This window comes from Ilumatobacteraceae bacterium (genome assembly GCA_033344875.1).
GTDB lineage: Bacteria > Actinomycetota > Acidimicrobiia > Acidimicrobiales > Ilumatobacteraceae > Ilumatobacter.
This window is the reverse complement of sequence record JAWPMO010000001.1, coordinates 925,026-940,270: the sequence shown is the minus strand read 5'-3', so window position 1 is coordinate 940,270 and position 15,245 is coordinate 925,026. Positions and strand designations below refer to the sequence as shown.

The window sequence follows — 15,245 nt, the reverse complement described above, 5'->3', positions numbered from 1 at the left end:
GTCCGACCAACAGTCAAACCGACTGAACTTGACGAAATCCTGCCACTCGATGGCGTGATCACACCGCCAGCACCGAAATGACCACACTGAGTGCGACAACGGCGGCAGGTGCCACGTACGGTGCCCAGCTGGGATAGCCGCGATGCCGCGGTGCCATGACGATCACCGCCATCACCGCGCCGGCGGCCGCACCGCCGAGGTGACCACCGATCGAGATCCGTGGGAACAGGAAGGTGATCACCAGATTGAGCATCAGCAAGCTGCCGATCGACGTGTTCAACGGGTTGGCGCCGTTGAGGTAGTACCCCACGAAGGCCAGCGCCATCAGCCCGAACACGGCACCCGAGGCGCCGGCGGAGATCGCGTTCTGGCGATCGAGCACCAGTGAGCCCGCCGAACCGCCGAGCAGCCCGCCGAAGTAGACCAGTAGGAACTTGACGCGACCCAGGGCCGGTTCGAGCATCTGGCCGAGCATGTACAGCAGGTACATGTTGAAGCCGATGTGGATCAGCCCGTAATGCATGAAACCCGAGGTGACGAGGCGATACCACTCGCCGTCGAGCCGCAGGAACTGTTCGTTGAGGCCGAGCTGGACGTGGGCCTCGGTCAGACGTCCGCTCAGGCTCTCGGGATCGAGCAGCGTGGTGTACAGGAAGAAGGCGACGTTGATCGCGATGATCGCCATCGTGACCATCGCCGGCTGCCGTGAGCTCCAGAACTTGGCGCGGGTGCGCACGTCAGGGCGCGACGCCTTGGCGCAATCGACGCAGTGGCTCCCGACGGAGGCCTGCACGAGGCAGTCGGCGCAGGCGGACTTGCCGCAACGGGTGCAACGGCGACCGGTCGGCCGATCGGGGTGGCGGTAGCACGTCGCCGACTCGGTCGATGGGGGCGGGGGAGGGAGGCTCATCAGGGCTGAGCGTATTGTCCGTCGAGACCGGCGTCCCACCACGACCGCAGATGCGTCCACGGGTAGATCCCCGTGCTGTGGCCGTCGGACCAGTCGATCGAGATGCCCCAGCTGCCGTGCATCTCGGCCCCGCGGGCCTCGATCGACGAGCCACCGTAGGCGTCGAGCCCTTGCTCGCGACGGCCTCGGCACGTGGCGCAGGGGCAGGCCTGGCGGAGCGTCAGCAGGGGGAACGAACAGGTCACATCGTCGTCGTAGGTGACCCGGAGTTCGAGCTGCCGCTCCAGTTCGACGTCGATGACCTGGGCGTTCGTCACCGGGCCAGGGTACCGCTGGTCAATCGAGGTTCATGTGGGCGACCAGCTGGTCGGGGGCGCTCGGCTTGCCGACCAGGTGGCCCTGCACGAGATCACAACCCGCGGCCCGGAGACGACGCAACTGTTCGACACCGGTGACCCGTTCGGCGACGACCTCCATGTTCAGCGCGTGCGCCAGGAGGACCAGGGCTCGGACGACCCGGGTGTCGGCCTCGGACGCCCCGCTGGGGAGTGCCAGCGAACCGTCGAGCTTGAGGACGTCGGCCCCGATCTCGGTGAGCAGCGACAGGGCGTTGGAGCCCGTGCCGAAGTTGTCGAGTGCGATCCGGACCCCGACGCGACGGAGCGCACGGACCGACCGGATCACCGCATCGGCGTCGCTGCCGAGCAAGGTCGCCTCGCGTGCCTCGAGCACGATCTGGCGTGGGCGCAGGCGGTACTCGCGGAGGAGATCGACCACGCGGTTGACGAACGTGCTGTTGGCCAGCTGCATGCGTGACACGTTGACGTGCACGGCGAAGCGCTGGCCGACGACGCCGTTGTCGATCCAGTAGCGAGCCGAGATGCACGCCTGCTGGAGCACCCAGTCACCGATCGGGACGATGACACCGGTCTCCTCGGCGACGGGGATGAACTCGCTCGCCTCGATGCGGCCACGGACCGGATGCGACCAGCGCACGAGCGCCTCGGCCGCCTCGGCCTGCTGCGAGACCGCCGAGAAGATCGGTTGGTACTCGACGTGGAGTTCGCCCTCGCGGAGTGCCTTGGACAGCGCGGCGGCGAGTTCGGTGCGGATCTTGGCCGCGTTCTGGAGCTGATCGGTGAACTGCGCGCACCGGGCCCGCCCGGCCTGCTTGGCGGCGTGGACCGCCGTGTCGGCCCGGGTGATGAGACGGATCGCGGCGGCGTCGGGTGCGCTCTGACGCAACGTGGTGTCGGTGATCCCGACCCCGACACTGACGGACACGTCGAGTTCGAGTTGCCGGATCGTGAGCCGACCGGTGAGGGCCCGCCGCACACGGTCGGCCAGGTCCATCGCGACGGGGGCATCGGGCACGCTGTGGCAGATCACCACGAACTGATCGCCGCCGAGCCGGGCGACGATGTCGTTCGGTCGGACGGCGGTGGACAGACGCTTCGCGGTGGAGGCCAGGAGTCGGTCACCGATCTCGTGGCCGAGTGCGTCGTTGACGTCACGCAGTCGGTCGATGTCGACCAGCAGGACGGCGACCTCGCCGCCGTCCTCGTCGATCCGGCGGAGTGCGTCGGTGAGTCGTTCGATCACCGCGCTGCGATTCAGCAGGCCGGTGACGCTGTCGTGCTCGAGGAGCTGGAGGAGCGACGCCTGGCGCCGGCGCTCGTCGGTGACGTCCTGGCACATCACGGCGATGAACCCGCCGTCGGCGGACGTCGGATCGTGGTGGACGTGCACCGTCGTGGACTGGACCGAGTCGGGCATGCCGTGGGCGCTGACGTCGACGTCGCCGTGCCAGACACCGCCTTCGGGATCGGTCAGGAGACGCTGCGGGATCTGGTCGAGCACCGTCGACAGCGACTCGCGGCCGTCGAGACGCCCGCCGGGCACCGCCTGCGAGCGGAACAGCTCGGCTCCGGCCTCGTTCGCGTGCAGGAAATCGCCACGGATCGTCGTGAAGATGGTGGCGATCCCGGACGCATCGACGAGCTGCCGGAGTCGGTCGATGTCGCCCGCGTCGAGAGCGGGTGCGTCGGCGCTCGTGGCGATGGCGATGCGTTCGTCGGTCATGTGGGGTGTGCCTGCTCAGCCGGAACCGGCCGTGAGGCCGATGACGGATGAGCGGGCGATGGTGATCGCGTCCAGGATGGACAACACTTCGGTTGGTGATGCATCATCGGCAGATTCGAGCTGTTGGTTGAGCGCGTAGACCGTGATCTGGTACCGATGTGTCTCGCCGGCGGGCGGGCACGGGGCGAACCAGCCGGGCTGACCGGCCGAATTTCGCCACTCGAACGTCGCTTCGGGCAGCTGCCCCTCGGGGAGGCCCGGTTCGACGGGAGCGATCCCGTACACGATCCAGTGGACGAAGGAGGCGGCGTCGAGGTCGACCACCGAGACGGCGAGTTCCGCGGTGCCAGGCGGCACGTTCGACCAGGTCATCGCCGGTGAGACACCCGCGTCAGCGCACGTGTTCCGCTCGGGGATCGCGGCACCGTCGACCCACGGTGTGACCAAGGTGAGCGGCGGCGCCATCGTCGTCTCGGCGGCCTGTTCGGCCGGAACGCTCGTGTCGACCGGCGGCGCCGGCGGTGGGAACACCGGCTCGTCGAGCACCTTTCCCGAGCGTTCGCCGCAGCCGGCGACGACGAGGGCGAGGACCGCAGCGATGGCGGCGGCACGGGTGGGGCGGCTGGATACGGACATCCGACCCGAGCGTAGCCACGGGTAACGTGGGCGTCGATGGCCGAACCGCGAACGATCATGACGGTGCACGCGCACCCCGACGACGAAGCATCGAAGGGCGCTCCGACGCTCGCGAAGTACCACGCCGACGGCGTCCACACGGTTCTCGTGTGCTGCACCGGTGGCGAGGAGGGCGATCTCCAGAACCCGACGCTGCGTGAGCCCGGTCAACCGTTCCACGATCTGACACCGGAGCAGGAGCGGGAGTTGGTCGTGTCGATGCGTCCGGCCGAACTCCGACGCTCGGCGGAGATCATCGGATTCGACGAGGTCGTCATGCTCGGCTATCGCGACTCCGGGATGGCCGACTCCGAACCGAACGAGCACCCCGACTGCTTCCACCAGGCCGACCTCGACGAGGCGACCGAACGCCTCGTGGCGTCCATCCGACGCACCAAACCGCAGGTCATCATCACCTACAACGACGACCAGGCCGGGTACCCGCACCCCGACCACCTCCGGGTCCACGACATCTCCGTGCTGGCGTTCGATCGTGCCGGCGACCCGTCGTGGTACCCCGACGCAGGCGAACCGTTCCAGCCGTTGAAGCTCTACTACTCCACGTGGAGCCGGCGTCGCCTCGTGGCGATGCACGAGGGTCTCCTGAAGCACCGCGGCGAGTCGCCGTTCGACGACAAGTGGTTCGAGCGCCCCGACACCGATCATCGCGTCACCACGCGGATCGATGTGGGCGAGTTCATGTGGGCGCGTACCCAATCGCTGTTGGCGCACGCGACGCAGGTCGATCCGACCGCACCCTTCTGGTTCGGTCTCTCCGACGCCGAACTCGCTGCGATCTATCCGTGGGAGGACTGGATCCTTGCCCGATCGCTCGTCGGCGACATCCCCGGCCACGACGACGTCGAACACGATCTGTTCCAGGGCATCGACGCGAACGCCGAGGTCGGTTCGTGAGCGTGCAGTACCGGGTGGTCGTCGCCAAGAAGGACGAGCGGGCCGAGGGCCCCGACGACGCCGAGATCGTCGTGACGGTGCCGGTCGCCGTCGCGACCGAACCCGACTTCGATGCCACGGTCGAGTTCATGCGAGGCCGCCTCAAGGCGACGGGCCACAGCGGCCGCGTGCTCGACGTGCTGAAATCGGGTGAAGCGACGTCGGCGCTCAGCCGGCTCGCATCGCATCCCTGAGTTCTCGGTAGCCGATCAGCACCGCTCCCGACTCGTCGATCGCCGCGCGCAGCGCGTCGCCGGTGACGAAGTCGAGGTCGTCGATCCAGTGCCCGGCGTGGGGCGTCAGGGCCCGGACCTCCGGCGTGTCGATCGCCGGCTGCACGTGCAGTTCGGTGACGCCGGGCTCGAGTGCTGCCAACGCCGCCATCACCCGGTCGCGGGAGCCGGCCCGCCAGTCGTGATCGAAGTGGTCGGGGAACAGCACGCCCTCTTCGGCCGCGAGCTTCCGGAACGGGAACCCTGCCTGCTCGGCGGTGACGGTCGACGGCAGGCGCACCGGGAGCCGGAACTCGGTCGCCACGTCGAGATAGATCCCGAAGAACTCCGGTCGGAGCGTGATCGCCGTCAGGTGCGGTGCCAGGTGGGTCACGTCGATGCCCCACGCGATCGCCCGGCTGACCTGGGCGGTGAGCTCGCGGTAGACCTCGTCGGGGTCGGCGTGCTCCCAGAGGTCGTCGAGGTCGCGGGGAAAGCCGCCCTCACCCGACAGCAGGGACGGAGCATGGGTCACCGGACCCCAGCGGTAGGTGGGATGTTCGGCATTGAGGGTGAGGTGCACCCCGATGTCGTCGGACGCCTCGTAGACGCCTGCCGCATGCTGCGCCCACGGAGCGGGCACCATGATCGAGGCGCACGTCGCCACACCCTCCCGGATCGCCCGGTAGACCCCGACGTTGGCGGCGTGGCACGAACCGAGATCGTCGCAGGACAGGATGACCAGCTTGGTGTCGGCGGCGTACCCGAGGCGTTCGGCGAGAGTCCCCACGGAGACGACGCTATCGCTCGTCAGAGTCGCCCGACGGCGTCGACCAGCCGATCGACGTCGTCGTCGGTCACATACAGGGCGATCCCGGCACGAACGGCGCCGTCGATGCCGAGCCGGTCCATCGCCTCGAGGGCGTAGTAGTTGCCGTCCCAGACGGCGATCTGTTCGGCCGCGAGCGCCGTGGCCACGGCCTCGGCGGTGAACCCTGCGACGTTGAACGCCAATGTCGGTGCCCGGTCGACCAGGTCGTGCGGTCCGTAGATCGTCACCCGTTCGTCGGCGGCCAGCCCGTCGAGCAGGCGCTGGAACACGCCCCGTTCGTGGGCCTGGATCGCGGCCATGCCGGTGTCGATCAGGAATCGGGCCGCGGCGTCGATCGCGGCCAGGTTCTCGTACGCCGGCGTGCCCAGTTGGAACCGTTCGGCACCCGTGTCGGGCGCGGGCCGGACCTTGTAGGCGGGGAGCTCGTCGAGGAGTTCGGGGCGGACCCAGGTGATGCCGGCGTGTGGTCCGTACCACTTGTAGGAACTGGTCGAGTAGATGTCGCACCCGATCGCGGCGAGATCGACGGGGGCGTGCGGGGTGAGGTGGACGCCGTCGACCACGACCTGAGCGCCGGCCTCGTGGGCAGCCGCGGTGATCGCGGTCACGTCGGGCATCGTGCCGATCGCGTTGCTGGCGCCGGTCACGGCGACCCACCGGGTCCGATCGTTCAGCAGCTCCGTCACCGATTTGACGGGAAGTCGGCCAGAGCCCGGATCGAACTCGGCGAACTGGATCGTCGCTCCGGTGTCGGCGGCGATCAGCAACCACGGCGACACGTTGGAGTCGTGGTCGAGCTGCGTACAGATGATCTCGTCGCCCGGCCCGAGCCCGCGGGCGATGGCACGGGTCAGCGAGAAGATGTTCGAGGTGGTCGACGGGCCGATGATGAACCCGTACGGATCGGCGTGGAGCAGTTCGCCCATCGTGCCCCTGACCTGCTCGGCGAGGTCGTCGCACGCCTGCGCCGCGGCGAAGGCGCCGTGGCTGTTCGCGTTGTTGCCGCTGCGCTGCCATGCGGTGGTCGCCTGGATCGCACTGTCGACCACCTGGGTGCCGGCCGGACCGTCGAAGCGGGCCCATGCGGCGTGTGTGCCCTCGGTGACGGCGGGGAAGCGATGTCGCAGGTCGAGCATGCCGTCACTCTCGCACAGCGGGGCCGTTCAACGACAGGCCGACCAGAGCCCGACGTCGTCGGCCTCAGCGGCGCGAGCGGCGTCGACCATCAGGTCGGCGAACGTGACGTTGGGTGGGATCGTGAGCGGCTGGGCATACCCCTGCCGGACGATCTCGTAGTTGACGAAGATGCCGTCGTCGGCGCGGTAGACGTAGGCGAGCACTCGGCCGTAGTCGTCGCGTCCGACGATGTCGCGTTCGAGCCGGACCGGAGTGCCGACCGGCAGGAGCGACTCGGTGAATCCGGTCGCCTCGTCGCCGAAGCACTCACCGATGGTGGCCGGGCGAGAACCGGACGCGCCGTGCGCGACCTCGGGTGTGTCGATGCCGGTGAGACGCACCCGCTCTTCGGTGCCGTCGATCATCACGTCGATCGTGTCGCCGTCGACCACGTACGCGACCACGGCGTTCGCCTCGACGGCACCCGGCACCGAGGTGCTCGCCGCCGGGGTCGCCCCGCCACACGCGGTCAGCGCCGCGCCCACACACAGCCCGGCGAGCGCCGGCCGGATCGGCGTCACGCCGAGCGCTCGTTCGGGATCGTCACCTCGCCATCATGCCGTCGAGGTGTGGCACTCCGGGCGGCGTGTCGTCACGTGGTGTAGCCGGTGGCGTCGATGATGATGTGGGTGGTGGTGAGGTTGTAGATGCAGATGGTGCCGGTGGGGGAGAGTTGGGTGGTGACGGCGTTGGCGATGGTTTGGCCGGCGGTGTAGTTGATGGTGGAGGCGGTGGGGATGGTGTCGGTGCAGGGGTAGACGGTGGCGAAGCCGGGGGCGTCGGGTTGGGTGATGGTGAGGTTGAGGATGGCGGTGGTGGCGTTGTCGGGGATGTGGTTGCGGCCGGTGATCTGGATTTCGATGGTGGTGTCGGCGGGGATGATGCCGGTGCCGGCGTGTTGGGTGTCGATGGTGGTTTCGCCGGGTCGTGAGTCGAGGAGGCGGCCGGGTGCGACGGTGTGGAGGTCGGAGTCGTCGGTGGTGTAGCCGGTGGCGTCGATGATGATGTGGGTGGTGGTGAGGGTGTAGATGCAGATGGTGCCGGTGGGGGAGAGTTGGGTGGTGACGGCGTTGGCGATGGTTTGGTCGGTGGTGTAGTTGATGGTGGAGGCGGTGGGGATGTCGTCGGTGCAGGGGTAGACGGTGGCGAAGCCGGGGGCGTCGGGTTGGGTGATGGTGAGGTTGAGGATGGCGGTGGTGGCGTTGTCGGGGATGTGGTTGCGGCCGGTGATCTGGATTTCGATGGTGGTGTCGGCGGGGATGATGCCGGTGCCGGCGTGTTGGGTGTCGATGGTGGTTTCGCCGGGTCGTGAGTCGAGGAGGCGGCCGGGTGCGACGGTGTGGAGGTCGGAGTCGTCGGTGGTGTAGCCGGTGGCGTCGATGATGATGTGGGTGGTGGTGAGGGTGTAGATGCAGATGGTGCCGGTGGGGGAGAGTTGGGTGGTGACGGCGTTGGCGATGGTTTGGTCGGTGGTGTAGTTGATGGTGGAGGCGGTGGGGATGTCGTCGGTGCAGGGGTAGACGGTGGCGAAGCCGGGGGCGTCGGGTTGGGTGATGGTGAGGTTGAGGATGGCGGTGGTGGCGTTGTCGGGGATGTGGTTGCGGCCGGTGATCTGGATTTCGATGGTGGTGTCGGCGGGGATGATGCCGGTGCCGGCGTGTTGGGTGTCGATGGTGGTTTCGCCGGGTCGTGAGTCGAGGAGGCGGCCGGGTGCGGTCGTGGTGACGTCGACCTGCTCGACGCAAACGCCCTGGCCGGTCAGCGGCTGGTGGGAACCGTCGGGGCACGGGGTCGGCTCGGTGGCACCGGTCACCGCGACGAAGTGATCCTCGGGGGCCGATTCGCACGACGTCCGGTTCGGGTCCGGCTGGTACGTACCGACCGGGCACGGCGTCGAGTCGATCGCTCCGGCGACGGCGACGAAGGTGCCGGGTGCTGCCCAGAAGCAGACCATCTGGCCCGTGTTCGGCTGGTACGTGCCGGGCGGGCACGACAGCGGATCCGACATGCCCGTGACGTTGGCGTACGTGCCGGCCGGTGCCGGCAGGCACGAGCTCTGGCCGTGGTCGGGTTGGTACGACCCGATCGGGCATTCCTCGACGTCGATGGCCTCGGCGTCGGCGACGAACGAGCCGGGCGGCGCCGGGATGCACTCGCGTTCTCCCGTACGCGGCTGGTGGCCGCCCGGTTCGCAGGGCTCTTGTTCGGTTGCGCCCCTGGCGTCGACGATGTTCCCGGGTGACGCCTCGATGCACTCGGTCTGGCCGGTGGCCGGTTGGTACGTCCCGTAGGTGCACTCGAATGCGTCCGTCGACTCGGTGACAGGGACGAACGAGCCGGCCGGTGCCGGGAGGCAGGAGGCCTGGCCGTGGTCGGGTTGATACGTCCCGATCGTGCACGGGGTCGATTCGATGGCGCCCGTGGTGTCGACGTACCGACCCGGCGGGGCGTCGACGCATTCCGCCTGGCCGGTGTCGGGCTGGTAGCGGCCGGCGGCGCATGGGGTCGATTCGACGGCAGCGGTGGTGTCGACGTAGCGGCCGGCGGGGGCGTCGAGGCAGGACGTGCTGGCCATGTTGGGCTGGTAGGTGCCGGTGGCGCAGTCGGTCGGGGAGGTGGACGCCGGTGTGTCGACGTAGCTGCCGGCGGGAGCCGGGATGCAGTCGGTCTGACCGGTGTCGGGCTGGTAGAAGCCGGTTGGACACGGGGTCGCCTCGGTGGCGCCGGTCGTGTCGACGAAGTGCCCTTCGGGAGCGTCGGTGCACGGCACCGCACCGGTTGCCGAGAACATGCCGGGGTCGCACAGATCGACCGCGGCGGCGGGGGCGGCCCACGCCAGAACACTCGACATCAACAGGGCCGCGAGCACCCCGAGTACTCGGCCGGAGTTGGTCGGGAACGTCGACGTGCGGGCGCGGCGGGGCAGAGCGGGCATGATTGCGCCATCGGCACGCCCGTCGCCGGGCTTGAGCCGTCAGAGGCGTTCGATGAGGGTGCCGGTGCCGAGTCCGCCGCCGCAGCACATCGAGACGAGGCCGAGACGGCCGTCGGTGCGTTCGAGTTCGTACAGCGACTTCGTGAGCAGGAACGCGCCCGTCCCGCCGAGCGGATGGCCCAGTGCGATCGCCCCGCCGTTCGGGTTCGTCTTCTCCGGGTCGGCGCCGACCTGGCGCTGCCAGGCGAGCACGACCGACGCGAAGGCTTCGTTGATCTCGAAGTTGTCGACCTCGTCGATCGACAGCCCGTTCCGCTCGAGGAGCCGTTCGGTGGCGTCGATCGGGCCGGTCAGCATCAGCTCCGGGTCGACCCCGACGAGGCAGGTGTCGACGATCCGAGCGCGCGGCGTGAGCCCGAGCGCGACGGCCTGGTCGGCGGTCATCATCAGCACGGCCGCGGCACCGTCGGAGATCTGTGACGAGTTGCCGGCCGTGTGCACGCCGTTCTCGCGCCCGACCGGCTTGAGCGAAGCGAGTTTCTCGAGGTTGGTGTCGCGCAATCCCTCGTCACGGGTGACCAGGTGGGTCGAATCGGCGGGGTTGCCGTCGTCGTCGACATCGGGGGCCTCGACCTCGACGATCTGCCCGTCGAACCGCCCCTCGGCCCACGCCCGCGCCGCACGCTCCTGCGAGGCGAGCCCGAACGCGTCGGTGTCGGCCCGGGTGATGCCCCATCTGTCGGCGATCCGCTCGGCGCCCTCGAACTGCGAGGTCATCTCGTACTGCTCGAAGTACGGCTTCGGGATCGGGATACCGAGGCCCAGCCGCTTCGACGAGTTCGAGCCGATCGGGACCCGGCTCATCACCTCGACGCCGCACGCGATCGCGGCATCGACGACGCTCGAACCCACGAGGGAGGCGGCGAGGTTGGTCGCCTGCTGGCTCGAACCGCATTGGGTGTCGACGGTCGTGGCAGCGGTCGTCAGCGGGAGACCCGCCGAGAGCCATGCGGTGCGCGTGACGTTGAAGCTCTGCTCGCCGACCTGGCTGACGCAGCCACCGACCACCTGGCCGACCTCGGCCGGATCGATGCCGACGCGTTCGATCAGCGCCGCCTGCACGGTCGCCAGCAGGGTGGCAGGGTGCACCGACGAGAGGCCGCCGTTCCGGCGCCCAATGGGGGTGCGGACTGCATCGACGATCACGACATCCTGAGCGTTCCCGGTCATGGGAGCAGCCTAGGAGTCGACGAGGTGGTGCCGACAGTCGGGCGCGGTCAGGTCGAGGCGTCGCCGGGTTGCCGGGTGAGCCTCGCCGCCAGGTGGTGTTGGCGGGGTAGGCCGACCGCGGCCATCGACAGCCGATACGTGATCGAGTCGCCGACGATCTCGAACGTGCGGCCGAGGGCAGTGACCAATTTGGCCGATGTCGTCAGCGCGACCGAGGTCGACGTCAGCTCGATGACCGTCGCCCCGTCGCTGCGGCGTTCGATCGTGCCCTCCTCCACCTCGTTCACGCCCGTTGGGTGGCTGAGCACGGCTTCGACCCGCCCCGGGGCGGGAAATCGCCAGTAGCCGGACTCCGCGTGGAGCGGCGGGCCGAGTGATCCGTCGGGCTCGACGCGACGGGTTCGCTGTGTGTACGCGAGGAAGGGTTTGCCGACGTGCGTGAACGTGATCGTCTCGGTGTAGTCGAACGAGGGGATCGTGGGGTACTCGCCGTGTCCGCGACCCGACCACGTGCCGAGCAGGTGGGCGACGTGGCCGAGATCGGGATGGAGTTCGGGATGGAGTTCGGGCACGATCAGCCGACCAGCATGTGCGGCCGCAGCTCGTTGCGCTGGCCGGCGGTCCAGTCGGCGACGAGCGTGAAGCGGTCGCCGCGGATGGTGGTGACGCGCCACTCGAGCGCATCGCCGCTGTAGGTGCCGAGCCGTTCGATCGAGAACACGGCCTCGCCGGCGTCGAGTCGGAGCGACGATCGTTCCTCGTCGGTGGGGATGCCGGGGTGGATGCGCTCCCAACCGGCGTTCGGACGCATCCCGGCCGCTCGTTCGAGTTCGGCGTAGAGCGACGTGCGGGTGAAGTCGACCTGCAGCAGGGGTTCGGCGACGTCGGCCGGCAGCCAGATGCGATCGATCGCGAGCGGTTCGTCGCCGGCCCACCGGAGTCGGTCGATCAGGACGAGCGGCGCGTCGGCGGCGAGTCCGAGTTGTTCTGCCGCGTCGGCGTCGGTCACGAGCTCGAGCTGACGGACCTCGCTGTGCTGCTGTACGCCGCTCTCCTCGACGACCTGGAAGAGGCTGTACAGCGACCCGAGCGATCGCTCGAACGTGCGCCGGTCGACCGAGGTGCCGACCCCGCGCGCCCGGCGCAGGATGCCGTCGGCGCCGAGCTGGCTCACGGCGTGCCGCGCCGTGTGACGACTGACGTCGTACACCTCCATGAGTTCGCGATCGGTCGGGAACCGGTCGGCGAACTGACCGAGTTCCATACGGCGACGCAATTCGGCGTCGAGTTGCGCCCACAACGGCGTGGTGGATCGGCGGTCGAGCGCGTGCGCTCCGTCGGTGAATTCTGACTCGGTCATCCCTGGTCAGACACGATAGGCGCTGGGCTCCGGCTTGAGTGGCCTCGCGAACCACATGGGTCGCCGCAGGCCGCCTGGTCCGGGCGCCGGCCGGGTCTTCGATAGCCAATCGAGATAGGCCTCCCGCGACTTCGCCGTGTCGACGACGACGTCGCCGTACCGGTCGCCTGCCTCGGCCGGTGTGACCCGGACCCGCTGGTGCCAGCACTGCATGCCGGAGATCGGGTCCGGTTGGACCGAGAACGTCAGGTTCTGGTGGACGCCGGTGTCGTTCCACCAGATGCGCTGGGTGTCCGGGTCGCCGCCATCGGCCTTGGTGCCCGAGTCGTACGGTTCGACGCCGTGCTCCCTGGTGAGTTTCCACTCGCTGCCGTCGTGGTCGATCCGTGCCTTGCCGGCGCCCCACGACTTGGCCTGGTCCTCCTCGATCCGCCAGCGCCCCATGTGGTGCGATGCCGCGACCACGCCGGGCCGGATGCCCTCGGTTCGCCAGGCGGCGATCACGAAGTGCCCGATACGCGTGGTGATGCGCACGAGCCCGCTCTCCTCGATGCCGAGTTGCTCGGCATCGGACGGGTGGATCCACAGCGGATGGCGGTGGCTGATCTCGTTGAGCCATTTCGAGTTGCCCGAGCGGGTGTGGATCAGGGTGGGGATGCGGAACGTCGGGAGGAGGATCCGTTCGTTGCCGGCCATGTCGAGGTCTTCCCAGTGAACGTGCGAGGGGATCCAGCCCGGTGTCGCGTGTTCGGGCCAGCCCCAGTCGCGCAGCGTGGTCGAGAACAGTTCGAGCTTCTTCGACGGGGTCGGGAACCCCTCCTTGGCCTCGCCGTCGACCTCGACGGCAGGGGAGCCGTCGCCGAGCTTGGCGAGGTGGAGCCCGTCGAGGGTGCCGTCGGCGCCGTCCCACGACCCCTCGGTCCCGGGCTTGCGGAACACGCCGGCTGCGTCCTTCGTGCAGTCGGCGACCTCGTCGGGATCGACCACCCGCTCGTACGGCTCGTACATCTGGCCGGGCACGGCGTAGGCGCCTCGGTCGCGCATGTAGTCGAGCGGTGTCTGGCCGGCCGCGGCCGCGTCGTCGGCCAGGCCCGGCACGCTCTCGGCGAACATCCGGCCGTAGTACTCGTCGACACCCATCGGCGTGCCAGGCCGCTCGTCGCTCTCGAAGAATTGCCGGATGCCGAGCGACCCGTCGGGGTCGATCCGCCACGACAGGTCGACCCAGAACTCGTTCTCCTCCCAGACCTCACCCTTGTTGAACTCGTGGGTCCGGTGGTCGGCGCCCGTGTCCTCGCCCTTGAGTTCTGCGTAGCGCCGCATGACCGGCTGGCGGAAGCCGATCCAGCGGCCGGAGTGGGTCTCGAAGCTCGCCACGTCGTGGCGCTCGGAACCGACACCCATCGGCAGCACGTAGTCGGCGTACCACGCGGTCTCGGACCAGGTGGGGGTGAGTGCGACGTGGCATTCCACCTTGCTCTCGTCGAGGAGCGCCTCCATCCAAGAGAAGCCGTCGGGATTGGTCCAGATCGGGTTGTACACCCGGCTGAAGTACGTGTCGAGCTTGCCGCGCCCCTCGTTGAGGAAATGGGGGAGCAGGATCGACATCTCGTGGTACGAGAGCGGGTATTCCTTCGGCCACGACATCTCGTTCCACGTCGTGATCGGCTGGCCGCCCTTCGGCGGATGCGGGACGAACTTGTTCCAGCCGTTGCCGGCGGTGCCACCTTTGGTGGCGACGGAGCCGGTCAGCACGTTCAGGAAGAACAGGCAGCGCGCCACCTGCCACCCGCCGAGGTTGCCGGCGCCGGCAGCCCGCCAGTTGTGGCTCGCGAACTTCGTCGGGTGGGCACCGATGATCTCGGCGATCTCGCGGATCGTGTCGGCCTTCACGCCGCTGACGTGTTCGGCCCGTTCCGGCGTGTAGTCCGCGTACTCGTCGAGCAACGCCTGCTCCAGCGACTCGAACTCGCACGGCAGGTCGGGACGGGTCTCGGTCAGGTACGTCTCCCAGTTCACCCACCGCCGGACGAAGTCGCGCTGCCAGGTGCCGTTCTCGATCAGCAGTCGGGCGATGGCGAGCAGCATGAACGGCTCGGTGCCGGGCCAGGTGGCGAGCCAGTAGTCGGCCTTGGCGCCGGTGTTGGACAGCCGCGGGTCGACGCAGATCACCGTGGCGCCCTTCTCCTTGCCCTCCATGATGCGCTGTGCGTGCGGGTTGAAGTAGTGGCCGGCCTCGAGGTGGGCCGAGATCAGGAAGATCACCTCGGCGTTGGCGAAGTCGCTCGACGGGCGGTCGTGGCCCATCCACGACTGGTAGCCGATGCGCGCATTCGACGAGCAGATGTTGGTGTGGCTGTTGTGGCCGTCGACACCCCACGCCTTGAGGACCCGTTCGGTGTAGCCGTCCTCGCCCGGGCGGCCGACGTGGTACATGATCTCGTTGGTCCGGTGCTCCTGCAGCGCGGTGCGGATGCGGCCGCCGATCTCGTCGAGCGCCTGGTCCCAGGTGATCCGCTCCCAGCCGCCCCCACCGCGGTCACCGGTGCGCTTCATCGGGTACAGGATCCGTTCCGGGTCGTCGACCTGGTTGAGCGTGGCGGGGCCCTTGGCACAGTTGCGGCCTCGGCTCGCCGGGTGCTCGGGGTTGCCCTCGAACTTGGCGATCTCGCCCGTCTCGTTGTCGACGAACGCCGTCAGCCCGCACGCCGCCTCGCAGTTGAAGCACGTGGTCGGCACGACCGTGTAGTTCCGCTCGACCTTGTTCGGCCACGCCTTCGCGTCGAGTTCGGTCCAGTCGTGCCACCGGTCGTGCGGCGGATGCGGTGACAGCGTCATGTGAGTTCCTTCCATCGCGAGTTGTGCCTGGCACAACTCGT

Annotated in this window: 14 protein-coding genes; 2 read left to right on the top strand and 12 right to left on the bottom strand. The window is 68.8% G+C overall.

Features of this window, described 5'->3' with window-relative positions; translation table 11 throughout:
• Positions 1–58: 58 nt before the first annotated feature.
• From R8G01_04450 to R8G01_04435, 4 genes are read right to left on the bottom strand one after another with little or no spacing between them, the layout of a single operon-like run.
• Positions 59–910 carry a rhomboid family intramembrane serine protease gene (locus R8G01_04450; GenBank protein ID MDW3213225.1) on the bottom strand — a complete coding sequence of 284 codons (852 nt, stop codon included), beginning with the start codon at positions 908–910 and terminating at the stop codon, positions 59–61.
• Positions 910–1,227, bottom strand: a complete 318-nt coding sequence (locus tag R8G01_04445; GenBank protein MDW3213224.1) for a DUF971 domain-containing protein — start codon at positions 1,225–1,227, stop codon at positions 910–912. Before R8G01_04445 ends, R8G01_04450 begins: the two co-directional genes overlap by 1 nt.
• Positions 1,228–1,246: 19 nt before the next feature.
• Positions 1,247–2,992, bottom strand: a complete 1,746-nt coding sequence (locus tag R8G01_04440; protein MDW3213223.1) for a bifunctional diguanylate cyclase/phosphodiesterase — start codon at positions 2,990–2,992, stop codon at positions 1,247–1,249.
• Positions 2,993–3,007: 15 nt separating this feature from the next.
• Positions 3,008–3,628, bottom strand: coding sequence for a YbhB/YbcL family Raf kinase inhibitor-like protein (locus R8G01_04435; protein MDW3213222.1), 621 nt, complete (start codon positions 3,626–3,628; stop codon positions 3,008–3,010).
• 36 nt (positions 3,629–3,664) lie between these two features.
• Here R8G01_04435 and R8G01_04430 point away from each other — a divergent pair, with 36 nt between their 5' ends.
• Positions 3,665–4,582, top strand: a complete 918-nt coding sequence (locus R8G01_04430) for a PIG-L family deacetylase (GenBank protein MDW3213221.1) — start codon at positions 3,665–3,667, stop codon at positions 4,580–4,582.
• The gene (locus R8G01_04425; GenBank protein ID MDW3213220.1) at positions 4,579–4,815 is read left to right on the top strand and encodes a hypothetical protein; all 237 of its coding nucleotides are present in this window, start codon (positions 4,579–4,581) and stop codon (positions 4,813–4,815) included. Before R8G01_04430 ends, R8G01_04425 begins: the two co-directional genes overlap by 4 nt.
• Here R8G01_04425 and R8G01_04420 read toward each other — a convergent pair.
• The 8 genes from R8G01_04420 to R8G01_04385 all read right to left on the bottom strand — a co-directional run bounded on the left by R8G01_04420 (position 4,790) and on the right by R8G01_04385 (position 15,204).
• Complete coding sequence (locus R8G01_04420; protein MDW3213219.1) at positions 4,790–5,623, bottom strand: ChbG/HpnK family deacetylase; 834 nt, start codon at positions 5,621–5,623, stop codon at positions 4,790–4,792. The genes R8G01_04425 and R8G01_04420 overlap by 26 nt on opposite strands.
• Before the next feature lie 20 nt (positions 5,624–5,643).
• Positions 5,644–6,801: a cysteine desulfurase-like protein gene (locus tag R8G01_04415; protein ID MDW3213218.1), complete on the bottom strand. Its 1,158-nt coding sequence runs from the start codon at positions 6,799–6,801 to the stop codon at positions 5,644–5,646.
• Between the two features lie 27 nt (positions 6,802–6,828).
• Positions 6,829–7,362 carry a thermonuclease family protein gene (locus R8G01_04410; protein ID MDW3213217.1) on the bottom strand — a complete coding sequence of 178 codons (534 nt, stop codon included), beginning with the start codon at positions 7,360–7,362 and terminating at the stop codon, positions 6,829–6,831.
• Between the two features lie 71 nt (positions 7,363–7,433).
• Positions 7,434–9,776: a hypothetical protein gene (locus R8G01_04405; protein ID MDW3213216.1), complete on the bottom strand. Its 2,343-nt coding sequence runs from the start codon at positions 9,774–9,776 to the stop codon at positions 7,434–7,436.
• Positions 9,777–9,815: 39 nt separating this feature from the next.
• Positions 9,816–11,006, bottom strand: coding sequence for a steroid 3-ketoacyl-CoA thiolase (locus R8G01_04400; protein ID MDW3213215.1), 1,191 nt, complete (start codon positions 11,004–11,006; stop codon positions 9,816–9,818).
• Between the two features lie 47 nt (positions 11,007–11,053).
• Positions 11,054–11,578, bottom strand: coding sequence for an FABP family protein (locus R8G01_04395; protein ID MDW3213214.1), 525 nt, complete (start codon positions 11,576–11,578; stop codon positions 11,054–11,056).
• Positions 11,579–11,580: 2 nt separating this feature from the next.
• A complete protein-coding gene (locus R8G01_04390; GenBank protein MDW3213213.1) occupies positions 11,581–12,366 on the bottom strand; it encodes a GntR family transcriptional regulator in 786 nt (261 codons plus the stop codon).
• Between the two features lie 6 nt (positions 12,367–12,372).
• Complete coding sequence (locus R8G01_04385; protein ID MDW3213212.1) at positions 12,373–15,204, bottom strand: molybdopterin-dependent oxidoreductase; 2,832 nt, start codon at positions 15,202–15,204, stop codon at positions 12,373–12,375.
• Positions 15,205–15,245 lie beyond the last annotated feature (41 nt).

Excerpts from the sequence above, each read along its gene's own strand:
- R8G01_04435 (MDW3213222.1), bottom strand. The coding sequence starts at position 3,628 with ATGTCCGTATCCAGCCGCCCCACCCGTGCCGCCGCCATCGCTGCGGTC.
- R8G01_04400 (MDW3213215.1), bottom strand. The coding sequence starts at position 11,006 with ATGACCGGGAACGCTCAGGATGTCGTGATCGTCGATGCAGTCCGCACC.
- R8G01_04385 (MDW3213212.1), bottom strand. The coding sequence starts at position 15,204 with ATGACGCTGTCACCGCATCCGCCGCACGACCGGTGGCACGACTGGACC.
- R8G01_04415 (MDW3213218.1), bottom strand. The coding sequence starts at position 6,801 with ATGCTCGACCTGCGACATCGCTTCCCCGCCGTCACCGAGGGCACACAC.
- R8G01_04450 (MDW3213225.1), bottom strand. The coding sequence starts at position 910 with ATGAGCCTCCCTCCCCCGCCCCCATCGACCGAGTCGGCGACGTGCTAC.
- R8G01_04440 (MDW3213223.1), bottom strand. The coding sequence starts at position 2,992 with ATGACCGACGAACGCATCGCCATCGCCACGAGCGCCGACGCACCCGCT.
- R8G01_04430 (MDW3213221.1), top strand. The coding sequence starts at position 3,665 with ATGGCCGAACCGCGAACGATCATGACGGTGCACGCGCACCCCGACGAC.
- R8G01_04390 (MDW3213213.1), bottom strand. The coding sequence starts at position 12,366 with ATGACCGAGTCAGAATTCACCGACGGAGCGCACGCGCTCGACCGCCGA.
- R8G01_04405 (MDW3213216.1), bottom strand. The coding sequence starts at position 9,776 with ATGCCCGCTCTGCCCCGCCGCGCCCGCACGTCGACGTTCCCGACCAAC.